Genomic DNA, 15,772 nt, shown 5'->3' on the forward strand with positions numbered 1-15,772 from the left:
CGACTTGCCCCGCGATGGTTCACTGCTGAACCCGAACCCGCAAGCTACGCCACAACGCCGCCACCATCAGCACGCTCACCCCGGCCCAGACCAGCGCCTGCTGGTTGCTCAGCCCTTCACGGTACAGCTGCGGGGCGATGCCGGCGCCGATGATCAACGCCAGCAAGGCCGCTTCGCCCCGGCGTGCCGCCACCGGCCGCAGCAGGTACACCACTGCCGGCAACAGCAAGGCGGGGCTGGGGAAGCTGCGATAACGCGGGTCGAACACCAGCGCCAGCATGCTCACCGCCGCGGCAAAACCGGCCGCCAGCAACCACCAGCCGCCACGCGCTTGGAGCCAGGCGAAGGCCCGCTGGCGCCAGCCCTGGCGTTGCGACAAGGCCAGCGCAGCATGGGCGAGCACCAGCAGGTTCAGGCCCACCAGCACAATCGCCCAGACCCACTCGCCGACAAAGCGGCTGTTGATGCGCAACTGCTCGCCCCACAGGCCCAGGCTGGCCGCAGCCAGGGCCGCCAGCAGTGGCAACAGCAAAGCGCTGCGAGTGCCGCGTACGCGCCCGGCCAGCAGCAGGGTGGCGGCGAACAGCACGACACCTGCGCCCAGCCACTGCGGCCAGAACGCCAGGTTGCTCACCGGCCCTTCAAGGATGCCCTTGTCCTGGCGGATGGCGTCATACAGGCCCCAGTAGCCGCCCACGGCGCCTTCGCTGGCACGTTTCCAGGGCTGGTCGAAAGCTTCGATCAGGTTGTACTGCCAGCCGTGCTGTTCGGCCATGGCGACGAAGCCGCGAATGAAGCGTGCCTCGTTGACCCGGCTGGGCAGGGCGGTTTCGCGCTGGCGGCCTTCGCTCGGCCAGCCGGTTTCGCCAATGACGATCTCCTTGGGCGCGAAGCGGTTGCCGAACACCTGGCGGATCTCGCCGACGTGCACCAGGGCATCGTCGATGCTCTTCGGGTCATCTTCCCAGTAGGGCAGCAGGTGGATGGTCAGGAAGTCCACCGCCGGAGCGATCTCGGGGTGTTGCAGCCAGAACTCCCAGACATCGGCGTAGGTCACCGGCACGCTGACCTGGCTTTTCACCTGGTTGATCAGCGCCGCCAGTTGTGGGCCGGTGACTTCCTTGCGCAGCAGGGTTTCGTTGCCGACGATCACCGCCTTGACCACATCCGGGTTGGCATTGGCCGAGGCGATCAGGGCCTTGACCTCTTTTTGCGAATCCACCGGGTTGGCGTTGATCCAGGCGCCGAGCATCACCTTCAGGCCATGCTTGCGGGCAAGGTCGGGGATGGCCTCAAGGCCGGTCATCGAGTAGGTGCGGATGCACTCGAAACGCTCGGCCAGCAAGGCCAGGTCGGCGTCCATGCGCGCCGGGCGCAGCTGGAACGGTTGGTCGAACGGCGACTGGTCCTTGTCGAACGGGGTGTAGGAGGCGCACTGCAGCTTGTGCGACGCGCTGGCCGCATCCGGCAGCACCACCGGCTTGCCCAGGCCGTACCACAGCCCTGCGAGGGCGAACAGGCCCAGCAGGCAGGCGAACAGGTAGGGTAATAGCGGGAAGCGCGCAGTCGAGGACATGGAACAGACCGTGTGGAAACAAAGCCGTCAATAGTACCCGCAAATGGCGCCGGCCAAAGCCTTGGGCTACAAAGATCGTCAGGGTGGGTGTTGCTTGATGTAACGATTTCAATGGCTGGCGATGTGATGTCGTTTCTCGTTGTCCCGAGGTCGCTACCAGAGCAGGTCAGCGACCATGCGCGGTTGATGATGCAGCTTCCGTGACGTGACGAGGGGATGCTTGGATGAAAATGCGACGACTCCTGGGGGTGGGCACCGCCCTGGTACTGGCCATTGGCGCGGGGCAAGCGCTGGCCAAGGAAGTGAGCATCGGCTATGTCGATGGCTGGTCCGACAGTGTGGCGACCACCAACGTCGCCGCCGAAGTCATCAGGCAGAAGCTCGGCTATGACGTCAAACTGCAGGCCGTGGCCACCGGCATCATGTGGCAGGGGGTGGCCACCGGCAAGCTCGACGCCATGCTCTCGGCCTGGTTGCCGGTAACCCATGGCGAATACTGGACCAAGAACAAGGACAACGTGGTCGACTACGGCCCCAACTTCAAGGATGCCAAGATCGGCCTGATCGTCCCCGAATACGTCAAGGCCAGCTCGGTGGCCGACCTCAAGACCGATGACAGCTTCAAACAGAAAATCGTCGGCATCGACGCAGGCTCCGGGGTCATGCTCAAGACCGACCAGGCCATCAAGGACTACGACCTCACCGGCTACAAACTGCAGGCAAGCTCTGGCGCGGCGATGACCGCAGAGCTTGGCCGCGCCTATGCCAAGCAGCAATCGATCGCGGTGACCGGCTGGGTGCCGCACTGGATGTTCGCCAAGTGGAAGCTCAAGTTCCTCGAAGACCCCAAAGGCGTGTACGGCGCCGCCGAAACCGTCAACAGCATTGGCAGCAAAGAACTGGACAGCAAGGCGCCGGAAGTGGCGGCGTTCCTGAAGAAATTCCAGTGGCAGTCCAAGGATGAAATCGGTGAGGTCATGTTGGCCATTCAAGAGGGCGCAAAACCTGAAGCCGCAGCCAAGGACTGGGTGGCCAAGCACCCGGAGCGCGTAGCCGAGTGGACCGGCAAATAATGGCCTAAAGCCTCTATCTGGCACCTTCCAGGGCCGCACCCGCGAAACGCCGGTGCGGCCCTTGTCGTTTAAGGCTGTTACCGAATCGGTAAAAGAGTTTTGCATCTAAGACTAAGGTCGTCTGGAGTGCGTTCGAAGGCAGCATAAAGTGGAGTGGGTACTACCTAATCTGTGCTGCGAGGACAAAAACAATGAACGACAGCATTTACCTCTCGATACAAAACAGCCCGCGGTTCAAGGAGCTGGTTTCAAAACGCGAACGTTTCGCCTGGATTCTCTCGGCGATCATGCTCGGTCTCTACGCCGCCTTCATCCTGTTGATTGCCTATGGCCCGCATATTCTCGGTGCCAAGCTCAGCCCTGACTCGTCGATCACCTGGGGTATTCCCCTTGGTGTCGGTCTGATCATCTCGGCTTTCATCCTCACGGCCATCTACGTGCGTCGCGCCAATGGCGAGTTCGACGAGATGAACAAGGCGATCCTCAAGGAGGCTCAGCAATGATCCGGCGTCTACTGGCAACCCTGGCCTTCGGCGTTTTTGCACCCGCCGTCTGGGCCGCTGACGCCCTCACCGGCGCGGTGCAGAAACAACCCTTGAACGTCTCGGCGATCGTCATGTTCGTCGCCTTCGTCGGTGCCACCCTGTGCATCACCTACTGGGCGTCCAAGCGCAACAAGTCCGCCTCCGACTACTATGCCGCCGGCGGGCGCATCACCGGTTTCCAGAACGGCCTGGCGATTGCCGGCGACTATATGTCGGCCGCATCCTTCCTGGGTATTTCCGCCCTGGTGTTCACCTCCGGTTACGATGGCCTGATCTACTCGATCGGCTTCCTGGTCGGCTGGCCGATCATCCTCTTCCTGATCGCCGAGCGCCTGCGCAACCTGGGTAAATACACCTTTGCCGACGTCGCCTCGTATCGCCTCGGGCAGAAGGAAATCCGCACCCTGTCGGCCTCGGGCTCGCTGGTGGTGGTGGCGTTCTACCTGATCGCGCAGATGGTCGGTGCCGGCAAGCTGATTCAGCTGCTGTTCGGCCTGGACTACCACGTCGCGGTGATCCTGGTGGGCATCCTGATGTGCATGTATGTGCTGTTCGGCGGCATGCTCGCGACCACCTGGGTACAGATCATCAAGGCCGTGCTGTTGCTCTCCGGTGCCAGCTTCATGGCGCTGATGGTGATGAAGCACGTCAACTTCGACTTCAACGCGCTGTTCTCCGAAGCGATCAAGGTTCACCCCAAAGGTGAAGCGATCATGAGCCCGGGCGGGCTGGTCAAAGATCCGATCTCGGCGTTTTCGCTGGGCCTGGCGCTGATGTTCGGTACCGCTGGCCTGCCGCACATCCTGATGCGCTTCTTCACTGTCAGCGACGCCAAGGAAGCGCGCAAGAGCGTGCTGTACGCCACCGGTTTCATCGGCTACTTCTACATCCTGACCTTCATCATCGGCTTCGGCGCGATCCTGCTGGTCAGCACCAACCCTGAGTTCAAGGACGCTGCCGGCGCCCTGATCGGCGGCAACAACATGGCGGCGGTGCACCTGGCCGATGCCGTGGGTGGCAGCGTGTTCCTCGGTTTCATCTCGGCAGTGGCCTTCGCCACCATCCTGGCGGTGGTTGCCGGCCTGACCCTGGCCGGTGCCTCGGCAGTGTCCCACGACCTGTATGCCAGCGTGATCAAGAAGGGCAAAGCCAACGAGAAGGATGAGATCCGCGTGTCGAAGATCACCACCGTCGCCCTTGGCGTGTTGGCGATCGGCCTGGGCATCCTGTTTGAAAGCCAGAACATCGCCTTCATGGTCGGCCTGGCGTTCTCCATCGCTGCCAGCTGTAACTTCCCGGTACTGCTGCTGTCGATGTACTGGAAGAAACTGACCACCCGTGGCGCCATGATCGGTGGCTGGATGGGCCTGATCAGTGCCGTGGCGCTGATGATCCTCGGCCCGACCATCTGGGTGCAGATCCTCGGCCACGAGAAGGCGATCTACCCGTACGAGTACCCGGCGCTGTTCTCGATGATCATTGCCTTTACCGGTATCTGGTTCTTCTCGATCACCGACAAGTCCAAGGCCGCCGATGATGAACGTGCGCTGTTCTTCCCGCAGTTCGTGCGCTCGCAGACTGGCCTGGGTGCCAGCGGTGCGGTGTCTCACTAAGTAAGCAAAAAGGCAGCCTTTGGCTGCCTTTTTGGCTGCAAGCTCCAAGTCACAAGCCGCAAGTTGAAGCCGTACGCGTACTGCTTTGACTTGCGGCTTGCTGCTTATGGCTTGCAGCTTTTCTATATCTTGCCGAGCAACAACAGGATCAGCAGGATGATCAGCACCGTACCGATGATGCCGGATGGCCCATAGCCCCAACTTCTGGAGTGCGGAAAGACGGGTAAGCCACCGATCAACAGCAGAATCAGGATGATGATAAGTATGGTGCCCATGGCAGTTTCCTTGTTTGGCTTGAGAAGTAGGCGTTACGCTGCAATCCATCTCTTCGGTCATGTGTTTCATGCCCGCCTGTTAATTCCGACTGCTGCCAGTGGCTAAAAGTTTTATCCCATCTTTATTAGTCACGTTCACCGCTGTTTGCCCCGGCCATTCAGCATCCTGATACTGCGTGGGTGGCGGCCTTGGCTTCGCTACACTGGCCTGAACTTTCCAGAACAGTACAAGGCAGCTGCTATGCAAAAGCGCATGATGATTACCGGTGCCGGCTCGGGGCTTGGGCGCGAAATTGCCTTGCGCTGGGCGCGCGAGGGCTGGCAACTGGCCCTGGCCGATGTCAACGAGGCCGGCCTCAAGCAAACCCTGGCGCTGGTACGCGAGGCCGGCACCGACGGTTTCGTGCAGCGCTGCGATGTGCGTGACTACAGTCAGCTCACCGCCCTGGCCCAGGCCTGCGAAGAAAAGTTCGGCGGCATCGATGTGATCGTCAACAACGCCGGGGTGGCCTCGGGCGGGTTTTTCGCCGAGCTGTCGCTGGAGGACTGGGACTGGCAGATCGCAATCAACCTGATGGGCGTGGTCAAGGGCTGCAAGGCTTTCCTGCCACTGCTCGAGCGCAGCAAGGGCAGGATCATCAACATCGCCTCGATGGCCGCCCTGATGCAAGGCCCGGCGATGAGCAACTACAACGTCGCCAAGGCCGGGGTGCTGGCCCTGTCGGAAAGCTTGCTGATCGAGCTGCGCCAGCAGGAGGTCGCGGTGCACGTGGTGTGCCCGTCGTTCTTCCAGACCAACCTGCTCGACTCGTTCCGTGGCCCGACCCCGGCGATGAAAGCCCAGGTCGGCAAGCTGCTGGAAAGCTCGCCGATCAGCGCCGCCGATATCGCCGACTACATCCACCAGCAAGTGGCCGCCGGCGAGTTCCTGATCCTGCCTCATGAGCAGGGCCGCGAAGCCTGGAAGCTCAAGCAGCGCAACCCGCAGATGCTCTACGACGAGATGGCCAGCATGGCCGAGAAAATGCGCGCCAAGGCGCGGCCGTCCCAGGCTTGAGCGTCGCCATCAGGTATTCTTGGCCATCCTTTGAACAGCCTTGAGTACCTGGTGTGATCAATTACCTGTGGTTTTTCCTCGCGGCGATCTTCGAGATCGGCGGTTGCTATGCCTTCTACATGTGGCTGCGCCTGGGCAAGAGCGCCTGGTGGATTGCCCCGGCCTTGCTCAGCCTGACCCTGTTCGCGCTGATCCTCACCCGGGTCGAAGCGGCGTATGCCGGGCGCGCCTATGCCGCCTATGGCGGTATCTACATCGTCACTTCGCTGTTGTGGCTGGCGCTGGTCGAGCGGGCGCGGCCGCTGGGCACTGACTGGATCGGCGCGTTGTTGTGCGTGCTGGGGGCCAGCATCATCGTCCTCGGGCCACGTTTGCAGAGTGCCTGAAGGGTCGAAAACTCAAGAAATCTGTAGGCAAAATCGCCCAGCTAAGTGGGATGGGTCTAATTCGCCGTCGGAGCATTGAAGGCGTCCGGCACCCCGTGCAGTCTCCGAATTCCCTGATTTGTGGAGGATCGGAGCATGTTGGTAATAGGCCGCGAAATAGGCGAAATCATCGCCATCGACGATGACATCAAGATCAAGGTGTTGTCGGTGGACGGCAACACCGTGCGCTTCGGCATCAGCGCGCCGCGGCACATCGAGGTGCACCGGGCGGAGATCTACAAGCGTATCGTCGAGCAACTGGCCAAGCAGGCCGGTTGAATCAGTCGAGCAGTTCCTTGGGCACGTCGTGCTTGGCCAGCAGCTGGCATTGCTGGCTTTCAAGGTCGAACAGAATGAACGCCTGTTTTTTTGCCAGCGCCTGGCGCACCCGCAGCACGCGGGTTTCCAGCGGGGTGTCGTCACCGTTGTCGGTGCCGTCGCGGGTGACGAAATCCTCGATCAAGCGGGTGAGGGTTTCGGCTTCCAGTTGGTCGTAGGGAATCAGCATGAACAGGACAGGTCTGGCGAAAAGGTAGCGCCATGCTACGCCAAACCTGTCCTGGCTGTGTAGGCGCTAGTTTTTGTTGCCGACCAGGCTGTCGACGGCCGGCACCCGGGTATCGCTTTCCATCTGTGCATCGTGCTCAAGCTGGTGGCTGAAACTTTCCAGCGAACTGCCGGTGGCTTGCGAGTCGCTGGCAAACACCGGCGGGCTGAGCAGGTAGGCGGTCAGCAGGCGGCTCAGCGCCGCCAGGCTGTCGATGTGCGTGCGTTCGTAGCCATGGGTGGCGTCGCAACCGAAGGCCAGCAGGGCGGTGCGAATATCGTGACCGGCGGTGATCGCCGAATGCGCGTCGCTGAAGTAGTAGCGAAACACATCGCGGCGAGCCGGCAGTTCGTGTTCGCGGGCAAGTTTGAGCAAGTGGCGCGTCAGGTGATAGTCATAGGGGCCGGCCGAATCCTGCATGGCGACGCTGACCGCGTGTTCGCTTGAGTGTTGCCCGGGCGCGACCGGGGCAATATCGATGCCGACGAACTCGCTGACGTCCCAGGGCAGGGCGGCAGCGGCGCCGGAGCCGGTCTCTTCGGTGATGGTGAACAGCGGGTGACAGTCGATCAACGGCTGTGCGCCGCTTTCAACAATGGCCTTGAGCGACGCCAGCAGCGCCGCGACACCGGCTTTGTCATCCAGGTGGCGGGCGCTGATATGGCCGCTTTCGGTGAACTCGGGCAGTGGGTCGAAGGCGACGAAGTCACCGATGCCGATGCCCAGCGACTCGCAATCGGCGCGGGTGGTGCAGTAGGCATCCAGGCGCAACTCAATGTGCTCCCAACTGACCGGCATCTGATCGATGGCGGTGTTGAACGCGTGGCCGCTGGCCATCAGCGGCAACACGCTGCCGCGCAGCACGCCGCTGTCGGTGAACACGCTGACGCGGCTGCCTTCGGCAAAGCGGCTGGACCAGCAGCCCACCGCCGCCAGCGACAGCCGGCCGTTGTCCTGGATCGCCCGCACGCTGGCGCCGATGGTATCCAGATGGGCGGACACCGCCCGGTCGGGCGAGCTCTTGCGGCCCTTGAGGGTAGCGCGGATGGTGCCGCGACGGGTCAGTTCGAAGGGGATGCCGAGCTCCTCGAGGCGCTCGGCAACATAGCGCACGATGGTGTCGGTAAAGCCGGTGGGGCTGGGAATGGCGAGCATTTCCAGCAGGACTTTCTGCAAGTACGTGAGGTCCGGTTCGGGAAGCTGTTGGGGCATGCGAACTCCTGTGCTCATGGCGCGGGTCGACTGTGGGGGAACAACAGGTCGACGAAGCGCTCGGCAGTCGGTTGCGGTTCATGGTTGGCCAGGCCGACGCGTTCATTGGCTTCGATGAACACGTAGTCGGGCTGGTCGGCGGCCTTGACCATCAGGTCCAGGCCCACCACCGGGATGTCCAGGGCGCGGGCGGCGCGGATGGCAGCGTCGACCAGCACCGGGTGCAGGCGCTCGGTGACGTCCTCCAGGCAGCCGCCGGTGTGCAGGTTGGCGGTGCCGCGCACAGCCAGGCGCTGGCCGGCAGGCAGTACGCTGTCGTAATCGACCCCGGCAGCGTGCAGGGTGCGCTGGGTTTCGTGGTCCAGGGGGATGCGGCTTTCACCGCCCGTTGCCGCCTGACGCCGACGGCTCTGGGCTTCGATCAGGGCGCCGACGGCGTGCTGGCCGTCGCCGACAATCTGCGCCGGGTGGCGGATGGCGGCGGCGACCACGTCGAAACCGATGACCACGATGCGCAGGTCAAGGCCGGCATGAAAGCTTTCCAGCAGCACGCGGCTGTCGAAGCGCCGGGCGCTTTCTACCGCTGCACTGATTTCATCGAGGGTGCTGAGGTTTACCGCCACGCCGTTGCCTTGCTCACCGTCCAGCGGCTTGACCACCACCGCGCCGTGGTCTTCGAGGAAGGCCAGGTTGTCATCGGCATTGCCGGCCAGTTGCTGCGCCGGCACCTGCAAGCCTGCGGCGCTCAGTACCTTGTGGGTCAGGCTTTTGTCCTGGCACAGGGTCATGCTCACCGCCGTGGTCAGGTCGCTCAGCGACTCGCGGCAACGTACCCGCCGACCACCATGGATAAGGGTGAACAGGCCGCCATCGGCATCGTCGACCTGCACCTCGATACCGCGCCGGTACGCCTCCTCGACGATGATCCGCGCATAGGGGTTGAGCCCGGTTTCAGGGCCTGGGCCGAGGAACAGCGGCTGGTTGATGCCGTTCTTGCGCTTGACCGCGAAGGTCGGCAGGTTGCGAAACCCCAGCTTGGCGTACAGGCGTTTGGCCTGGCGGTTGTCGTGCAGCACCGAGAGGTCGAGGCAGGTCAGGCCGCGGCTCATGAAGTGCTCGATCAAATGCCGCACCAGCACTTCGCCGACACCCGGGCGGGTGCACTGTGGGTCCACCGCCAGGCACCAGAGGCTGCTGCCGTGTTCCGGGTCGGCAAAGGCCTTGTGATGATTCAGGCCCATGACGCTGCCGATGATCGCGCCGCTGTCTTCGTCTTCGGCCAGCCAGTACACCGGCCCGCCCTGATGGCGCGGGGTCAGCAACTCGGGGTCGATCGGCAGCATGCCGCGGGCCTGGTACAGGGCGTTGATCGCCTGCCAGTCGCTGTCGCTCTGCGCCCGGCGGATACGAAAACCGCGAAACACCCGTTGCGCCGGGCGGTAGTCGCTGAACCACAGGCGCAGGGTGTCGGACGGGTCGAGGAACAATTGCTGCGGGGCCTGGGCCAGCACCTGCTGCGGCGCCGCTACGTACAGGGCAATGTCGCGCTCGCCGGGGCGTTCGTCGAGCAGGGCGCTGGCCAGGCTGGCCGGGTCGGGGTAGGTGTGGCCGATCAGCAGCCGCCCCCAGCCGCAGTGCAGCGAACGCGGCTGGTCGTGGGGCTGGCTGCCATCGCCGGCCAGTTGCGCCTGCAGTCGCTCATAGGACGGCACCTGGCCGCGCAGCAGGCGCTGGCCGTAAGGTGAGGCATGGGCTTTCATCGATCAGATTCCTTGTTCGCTGAGCCACAGGTTCAAGGCAGCCAGTTGCCAGAGCTTGGAGCCGCGCAGCGGCGTCAGCTGGCCGTGGGGATCGCTGAGCAGGCGGTCGAGGGCGGCGGGGTTGAACAGGCCGCGGTCCTGGCTGGGGTCAAGCAGCAACTCACGCACCCAGTCCAGGGTTGCGCCCTGCAGGTGCTTGAGCCCCGGTACCGGGAAGTAGCCCTTCTTGCGGTCGATGACTTCACTGGGGATGACCAGCCGCGCGGCTTCCTTGAGCACCTGCTTGCCACCGTCGGGCAGCTTGAAGCGCGCCGGGATGCGCGCCGAGAGCTCGACCAGGCGATAGTCGAGGAACGGCGTGCGCGCTTCCAGGCCCCAGGCCATGGTCATGTTGTCGACCCGTTTGACCGGGTCGTCGACCAGCATCACCGTGCTGTCCAGGCGCAGGGCTTTATCCACCGCATCGCTGGCGCCGGGCTGGGCGAAGTGCTGGCGGACAAAGTCGCCGGCGGCGTCGTGATCGAGCAGCCAAGGCGCTTGCACGGTGGCGGCATAGTCGTCGTAGCTGCGGTCGAAGAACGCCTCGCGGTAGGCTGCGAACGGATCGCGCGCGCCGTCCACCTGCGGGTACCAGTGGTAACCGGCGAACAGCTCGTCGGCGCCCTGGCCGCTTTGCACCACCTTGCAGTGCCTGGCCACTTCCCGCGACAGCAGGTAGAAGGCAATGCAGTCATGGCTGACCATCGGCTCGCTCATGGCGCGAAAGGCCGCGGGCAACTGCTCGATGGTCTCCCGCTCATCGATGCGCAATTGATGATGGCGGGTACCGTAGTGGCGGGCGATCAGGTCGGAGTACTGGAACTCGTCGCCGCGCTCGCCGCCGGCATCCTCGAAGCCGATGGAGAAGGTCGACAGGTCATCGACACCGACCTCGCGCAGCAGGCCGACGAGCAGGCTCGAGTCGACACCGCCGGACAGCAACACACCGACATCCACCGCAGCGCGTTGACGAATCGCCACCGCCTCGCGGGTGCTGTCGAGGACGCGGTCGCGCCAGTCTTCTAGGCTCAGGTCCTGTTCGTCGGTGCGCGGGCCATAGTGTAGGTGCCACCAGACTTGCTGCTCGCAGCGGCCCTGGGCATCGATGCGCATCCAGCTGGCCGGTGGCAGTTTCTCGATATTGGCCAGCAGGGTGCGTGGCGCTGGCACCACGGCGTGGAAGTTCAGGTAGTGGTTGAGCGCCACTGGGTCGAGCACCGGGTTGATGTCGCCGCCCTTGAGCAGCGCCGGCAGGCTCGAAGCGAAGCGCAGGCGTTCGCCGGTGCGCGACAGGTACAGCGGCTTGACCCCGAGGCGGTCGCGGGCGAGGAACAGTTGCTGGCTGTCACGTTCCCAGATCGCCAGGGCGAACATGCCGTTCAGGCGCGGCAGCAAGTCGGCGCCCCAGGCGTGATAGCCCTTGAGCAGCACCTCGGTGTCGCCATCCGAGTAGAAGGCATAGCCGAGGCTTTCCAGCTCGCTGCGCAGCTCGGGGAAGTTGTAGATGGCGCCGTTGAAGGCCAGCGACAGGCCCAACTGGTTATCGACCATGGGCTGCGCCGAGCCGTCGGACAGGTCCATGATTTTCAGCCGGCGATGGCCCAGGGCAATCGGCCCCTGGCTATGGAAACCCCAGGCGTCAGGGCCGCGAGGTGCCAGGTGATGGGTGATCCGCTCGACCGCGGCGAGGTCCGCCGGGCGTGGTGGGTGGGCAACAGGGGTGAAACGAAACTCTCCAGCTAATCCGCACATAAGTCCTTACCGGTTTTGCCGTTGGGGAAGGTGCCCGAAACCCGGGCACATGGAAACTGACCGGTGCGGATAGCGAGAGTTTTAGATCAATCGGTTATAAGCGGTAGCTGCAAGCGACAAGCTTCAAGCTGCAAGAGCACGCCGGGTCAATCAGCTTTTAGTGTGTGGCTTGGCGCTTGTCGCTGCTTTTTTATTCCTGATCAATTCACGCAACATGAAGCGATTCGGGTGGCAGGCTTCGGCCACGGCGCGGGGCACCGGCAGCGGTGCGTTGTCGGCCCAGGCGGCGATCATTTCGCCCGCCAGTGGCGCGGTGATCAGCCCCCGCGAGCCATGGCCGCTGTTGATGAACAGGCCTTCTAGCCAGGGGCAGGGGGTGGCGGGAATTTGCCGGGCATCGCGGGCCAGCACGGCGTAGTCCTGGTTGAACTGCGCCTGTTCGGCCAGCGGGCCGACAATCGGCAGGTAGTCGGGGCTGGTGCAGCGAAACGCGGCGCGGCCCTGCAGCGTATGCGGGTCGAGACTGTGGGCGCCCAGGCGCTGGGCCAGGTCGCTGGAGATCGCCTCAAGCAGGCCAAGGTTGCCGACGTGCTCGCCGGGGGTGGGCGTGAGGTCGGTGCTGTGAAAGTCGAAGCTGGCGCCGAGGGTGTGCTCGCCATTGCGCGGCGGCGCGACATAGCCGTCGGCGCACACCACCGTGGTCAATGCCTGGCTTTGCGCTGTCACGGGCAGGCGGGTGACCTGCCCGCGAATGCGCTTGAGCGGCAACCCGGCGCAAGGCTCGAAGTTGTGGATTTCGGCGGCGGTCGCCAACACCACCAGCGGCGCGCTGGCCAGCAGTTTGTCGCTTTCCCAGGCTTGCCAGAGGCCGTCGACCTTACGCAGTTGCAGTACCTGATGATGGGTCAGCAGGGTGATGTTCGGGTGCTGCAGTTGCGCCTGGCACAGCGCCGGCGGATGCACCCAGCCGCCTTCAGGGTAGAACAGCCCGCCGCTGTCCAGGGCAACCCCGGCCAGTTGTTCAGCCTGCTCACGGTCCAGGCGTTGCAGCAATTGCGGGTTGAAGGCTGCGGCCAGTTGCTGCTGGCGCTGGTCTTCCTTGGCGTCGAAGGCCAGCTGCAGCACCCCGCAGCCATCCCAGTCCTGGCCGCGCTGCAGGCGTTCGAGCAGCCGCCGGGTGTAGCCGAAACCGCTGAGGATCAGGCGCGACAACGCCGTGCCGTGTGCAGACAGCTTCAGGTACAGCACCCCTTGCGGGTTGCCCGAAGCTTCTGCTGCTGGCGTCGCATGGCGCTCCAGCACCTTTACCTGCCAGCCGCGGGCGGCCAGGCTGGCGGCGCTGGCGCACCCGGCAAGGCCAGCGCCGATCACCAGCGCCTGGCGTGGGCCGCGCAGGGCAGGCGGCCGGGCAAACCACGGCGCGCTGGCGGCCGGTTGCGGCTGCTCGGCCGGCCAGCCATTGAAGGTGCCGCGCAGCACTTCCCATTTCTTGCCGATGCCGGGAATGCGCTTCATGCTAAAGCCTACGGCGATCAGGCCGCGGCGCACCCAGCCGGTGCTGGTGAAGGTGCCGAGGGTGGTGCCGGGCGCTGACAGCCGGCCGATCTCGGCGAACAGCTCCGGGGTCCACATTTCCGGGTTTTTGGCCGGGGCAAAGCCGTCGAGGAACCAGGCATCCACCTGTGCATCGAGCTGCGGCAGTTGCTCCAGCACGTCGCCGATCATCAGGGTCAGGCGCACCCGGCCCTGCTCGAACGCGAACGGCTGGAAGCCTTCGTGCACTGCCACGTACTGGCTCAGCAACTGGCTGCTGAACGGCGCCAGCTGCGGCCACAGGGCCAGGGCGCGACTGAGGTCGGCGCGGGTCAGGGGGTATTTTTCGACGCTGATGAAGTGCAGCCGCGCATCAGCCGGGGCGCACTCGGCAAACAGCTGCCAGGCGCAGAAGAAGTTCAGGCCGGTGCCGAAGCCGGTTTCGCCGATCACCAGGCACTGGCCCGGCTGCATTGCGCTGAAACGCTGGCGCAAGTCGTTCTGGTCGATGAACACGTGACGGGTTTCCTCCAGGCTCTGCTCCTTGGAGAAATAGATGTCGTCGTATTGGCGCGAGTGCGGTCGGCCCTGGTCGTCCCAGTCGATCTGGGCGTATTGGGTTACTTCGGTCATGTTCGGCTCAGCATTGGCAAGAGGGCCATTTTAGCTGATCGGCGCCAGGCTGTTTGACCTGTGGCAGGCTTTGTTTTGTGCCGACAAAGGTTTCGACAATCCGCTAGTCTTGCTTATCCAAGTAGGGAGCCTGGTATGTTCGAATCCGCTGAAATTGGTCACGCCATCGACAAAGACACCTATGACGCCGAGGTCCCGGCGCTGCGTGAAGCGTTGCTGGAGGCGCAGTTCGAGCTCAAGCAGCAGGCGCGTTTCCCGGTGATCGTACTGATCAACGGCATCGAAGGTGCCGGCAAGGGCGAGACGGTCAAGCTGCTCAACGAATGGATGGACCCGCGCCTGATCGAGGTGCGCACCTTCGACCAGCAAACCGACGAAGAACTCGCCCGTCCACCGGCCTGGCGCTACTGGCGGGCACTGCCGGCCAAGGGGCGGATGGGCGTATTTTTTGGCAATTGGTACAGCCAGATGCTCCAGGGCCGCGTGCATGGCCAGTTCAAGGATGCCGTGCTCGACCAGGCCATCCGCGGCGCCGAGCGCCTCGAAGAGATGCTCTGCGATGAAGGCGCGCTGATCTTCAAGTTCTGGTTTCACCTGTCCAAGAAGCAGATGAAAGCCCGCCTCAAGGCGCTCAAGGACGATCCGCTGCACAGCTGGCGGATCAGCCCGCTGGACTGGCAGCAGTCCGAAACCTACGACCGTTTCGTGCGCTTTGGCGAGCGGGTGCTGCGCCAGACCAGCCGCGACTACGCGCCCTGGCATGTGATCGAGGGCGTCGATCCGCATTACCGCAGCCTGGCTGTGGGCAAGATTCTGCTCGAAGGGCTGCAGGCCGCGCTCAAGTCCGATCACGGGCCGATCCACCAGGCCAACATCGCGCCGCTGGGTGAAAGCATCGACCAGCGTAGCCTGCTCGGCAGCCTCGACCTGAGCCTGCGCCTGGACAAGGACGACTACCAGGAACAACTGATTACCGAACAGGCGCGCCTGGCCGGCCTGCTGCGTGACAAGCGCATGCGCCGCCACGCCCTGATTGCCGTGTTCGAAGGCAACGATGCGGCAGGCAAGGGCGGTGCCATTCGCCGGGTGGCGGCAGCCCTCGACCCGCGCCAGTACCGCATCGTGCCGATCGCCGCGCCCACCGAAGAAGAGCGCGCGCAGCCGTACCTGTGGCGCTTTTGGCGGCACATTCCGGCGCGTGGCAAGTTCACCGTGTTCGACCGTTCCTGGTATGGCCGGGTACTGGTCGAGCGGATCGAAGGCTTTTGCAGCCAGGCCGACTGGATGCGCGCCTATGGCGAGATCAACGACTTCGAAGAACAACTGAGTAATGCTGGCGTGGTGGTGGTGAAGTTCTGGCTGTCGATTGACGAACAGACCCAGCTCGAGCGCTTTCAGGAGCGCGAGCAGATCCCGTTCAAGCGCTTCAAGATCACCGAGGAAGACTGGCGCAACCGCGAGAAGTGGGGGCAGTACGCGGAGGCTGTGGGCGACATGGTCGACCGTACCAGCACCGAGATTGCGCCCTGGACCCTGGTCGAGGCCAATGACAAGCGCTGGGCGCGGGTCAAGGTGTTGCGCACCATCAACCAGGCGCTGGAGGCGGCGTTCAAGAAGCACAAGAAATGATAGCGGGGGCTGCGAAAGCAGCCCCAGCAGGAGCTCAGGGAATGAAGTACTGAATTCTTTTCCGCATTCTTGCCTGTCTCGCCACCAACCCAGCCCGTAGAAT

At 63.8% G+C, this 15,772-nt stretch carries 14 protein-coding genes; 7 read left to right on the forward strand and 7 right to left on the reverse strand.

Translation table 11 applies throughout. The features are described 5' to 3' along the window. Positions 1–19: 19 nt before the first annotated feature. On the reverse strand, positions 20–1,576 hold the full coding sequence (locus tag BLR26_RS10265; RefSeq protein WP_093380388.1) for a glycoside hydrolase family 17 protein: 1,557 nt from the start codon (positions 1,574–1,576) through the stop codon (positions 20–22). A 224-nt stretch (positions 1,577–1,800) separates the two neighbouring features. Here BLR26_RS10265 and BLR26_RS10270 point away from each other — a divergent pair, with 224 nt between their 5' ends. The 3 genes from BLR26_RS10270 to BLR26_RS10280 all read left to right on the forward strand — a co-directional run bounded on the left by BLR26_RS10270 (position 1,801) and on the right by BLR26_RS10280 (position 4,807). After that, on the forward strand, positions 1,801–2,649 hold the full coding sequence (locus tag BLR26_RS10270; protein ID WP_045195441.1) for a glycine betaine ABC transporter substrate-binding protein: 849 nt from the start codon (positions 1,801–1,803) through the stop codon (positions 2,647–2,649). Between the two features lie 191 nt (positions 2,650–2,840). Continuing rightward, positions 2,841–3,152 carry a DUF485 domain-containing protein gene (locus BLR26_RS10275; RefSeq protein ID WP_038994010.1) on the forward strand — a complete coding sequence of 104 codons (312 nt, stop codon included), beginning with the start codon at positions 2,841–2,843 and terminating at the stop codon, positions 3,150–3,152. Continuing rightward, positions 3,149–4,807, forward strand: coding sequence for a cation acetate symporter (locus BLR26_RS10280; RefSeq protein WP_045195438.1), 1,659 nt, complete (start codon positions 3,149–3,151; stop codon positions 4,805–4,807). Before BLR26_RS10275 ends, BLR26_RS10280 begins: the two co-directional genes overlap by 4 nt. 122 nt (positions 4,808–4,929) lie before the next feature. On the opposite strand, the gene BLR26_RS10285 is transcribed toward BLR26_RS10280, so the two are convergent. After that, a complete protein-coding gene (locus BLR26_RS10285) occupies positions 4,930–5,082 on the reverse strand; it encodes a DUF3309 family protein (RefSeq protein ID WP_010224169.1) in 153 nt (50 codons plus the stop codon). A 241-nt stretch (positions 5,083–5,323) separates the two neighbouring features. Here BLR26_RS10285 and BLR26_RS10290 point away from each other — a divergent pair, with 241 nt between their 5' ends. The 3 genes from BLR26_RS10290 (at position 5,324) to csrA (ending at position 6,843) form a co-directional block, all read left to right on the forward strand. After that, complete coding sequence (locus BLR26_RS10290; RefSeq protein WP_093380391.1) at positions 5,324–6,139, forward strand: SDR family oxidoreductase; 816 nt, start codon at positions 5,324–5,326, stop codon at positions 6,137–6,139. A 53-nt stretch (positions 6,140–6,192) separates the two neighbouring features. Further along, positions 6,193–6,525 (forward strand): YnfA family protein, encoded by a 333-nt coding sequence (locus BLR26_RS10295; protein ID WP_045195432.1) that lies wholly within the window; start codon positions 6,193–6,195, stop codon positions 6,523–6,525. A 135-nt stretch (positions 6,526–6,660) separates the two neighbouring features. Beyond that, positions 6,661–6,843, forward strand: coding sequence for a carbon storage regulator CsrA (gene csrA, locus BLR26_RS10300; RefSeq protein ID WP_045195430.1), 183 nt, complete (start codon positions 6,661–6,663; stop codon positions 6,841–6,843). A 1-nt stretch (position 6,844) separates the two neighbouring features. Here csrA and BLR26_RS10305 read toward each other — a convergent pair whose 3' ends face one another. The 5 genes from BLR26_RS10305 to mnmC all read right to left on the reverse strand — a co-directional run bounded on the left by BLR26_RS10305 (position 6,845) and on the right by mnmC (position 14,040). Next, positions 6,845–7,072 (reverse strand): YheU family protein, encoded by a 228-nt coding sequence (locus tag BLR26_RS10305; RefSeq protein ID WP_045195429.1) that lies wholly within the window; start codon positions 7,070–7,072, stop codon positions 6,845–6,847. A gap of 66 nt (positions 7,073–7,138) precedes the next feature. Further along, positions 7,139–8,323, reverse strand: coding sequence for an osmoprotectant NAGGN system M42 family peptidase (locus tag BLR26_RS10310; protein ID WP_045195427.1), 1,185 nt, complete (start codon positions 8,321–8,323; stop codon positions 7,139–7,141). Positions 8,324–8,337: 14 nt separating this feature from the next. Beyond that, positions 8,338–10,083, reverse strand: a complete 1,746-nt coding sequence (ngg, locus tag BLR26_RS10315; protein WP_045195425.1) for an N-acetylglutaminylglutamine synthetase — start codon at positions 10,081–10,083, stop codon at positions 8,338–8,340. A 3-nt stretch (positions 10,084–10,086) separates the two neighbouring features. After that, complete coding sequence (locus BLR26_RS10320; RefSeq protein ID WP_093380393.1) at positions 10,087–11,874, reverse strand: N-acetylglutaminylglutamine amidotransferase; 1,788 nt, start codon at positions 11,872–11,874, stop codon at positions 10,087–10,089. Positions 11,875–12,024: 150 nt separating this feature from the next. Beyond that, positions 12,025–14,040: a bifunctional tRNA (5-methylaminomethyl-2-thiouridine)(34)-methyltransferase MnmC2/FAD-dependent 5-carboxymethylaminomethyl-2-thiouridine(34) oxidoreductase MnmC1 gene (gene mnmC / locus BLR26_RS10325; protein ID WP_093380395.1), complete on the reverse strand. Its 2,016-nt coding sequence runs from the start codon at positions 14,038–14,040 to the stop codon at positions 12,025–12,027. 135 nt (positions 14,041–14,175) lie between these two features. On the opposite strand from mnmC, the gene pap reads away from it, so the two are divergent. After that, complete coding sequence (gene pap / locus BLR26_RS10330; RefSeq protein ID WP_045195420.1) at positions 14,176–15,669, forward strand: polyphosphate:AMP phosphotransferase; 1,494 nt, start codon at positions 14,176–14,178, stop codon at positions 15,667–15,669. Positions 15,670–15,772 lie beyond the last annotated feature (103 nt).

Source organism: Pseudomonas sp. UC 17F4 (genome assembly GCF_900101695.1).
Taxonomy (GTDB): Bacteria; Pseudomonadota; Gammaproteobacteria; order Pseudomonadales; family Pseudomonadaceae; genus Aquipseudomonas.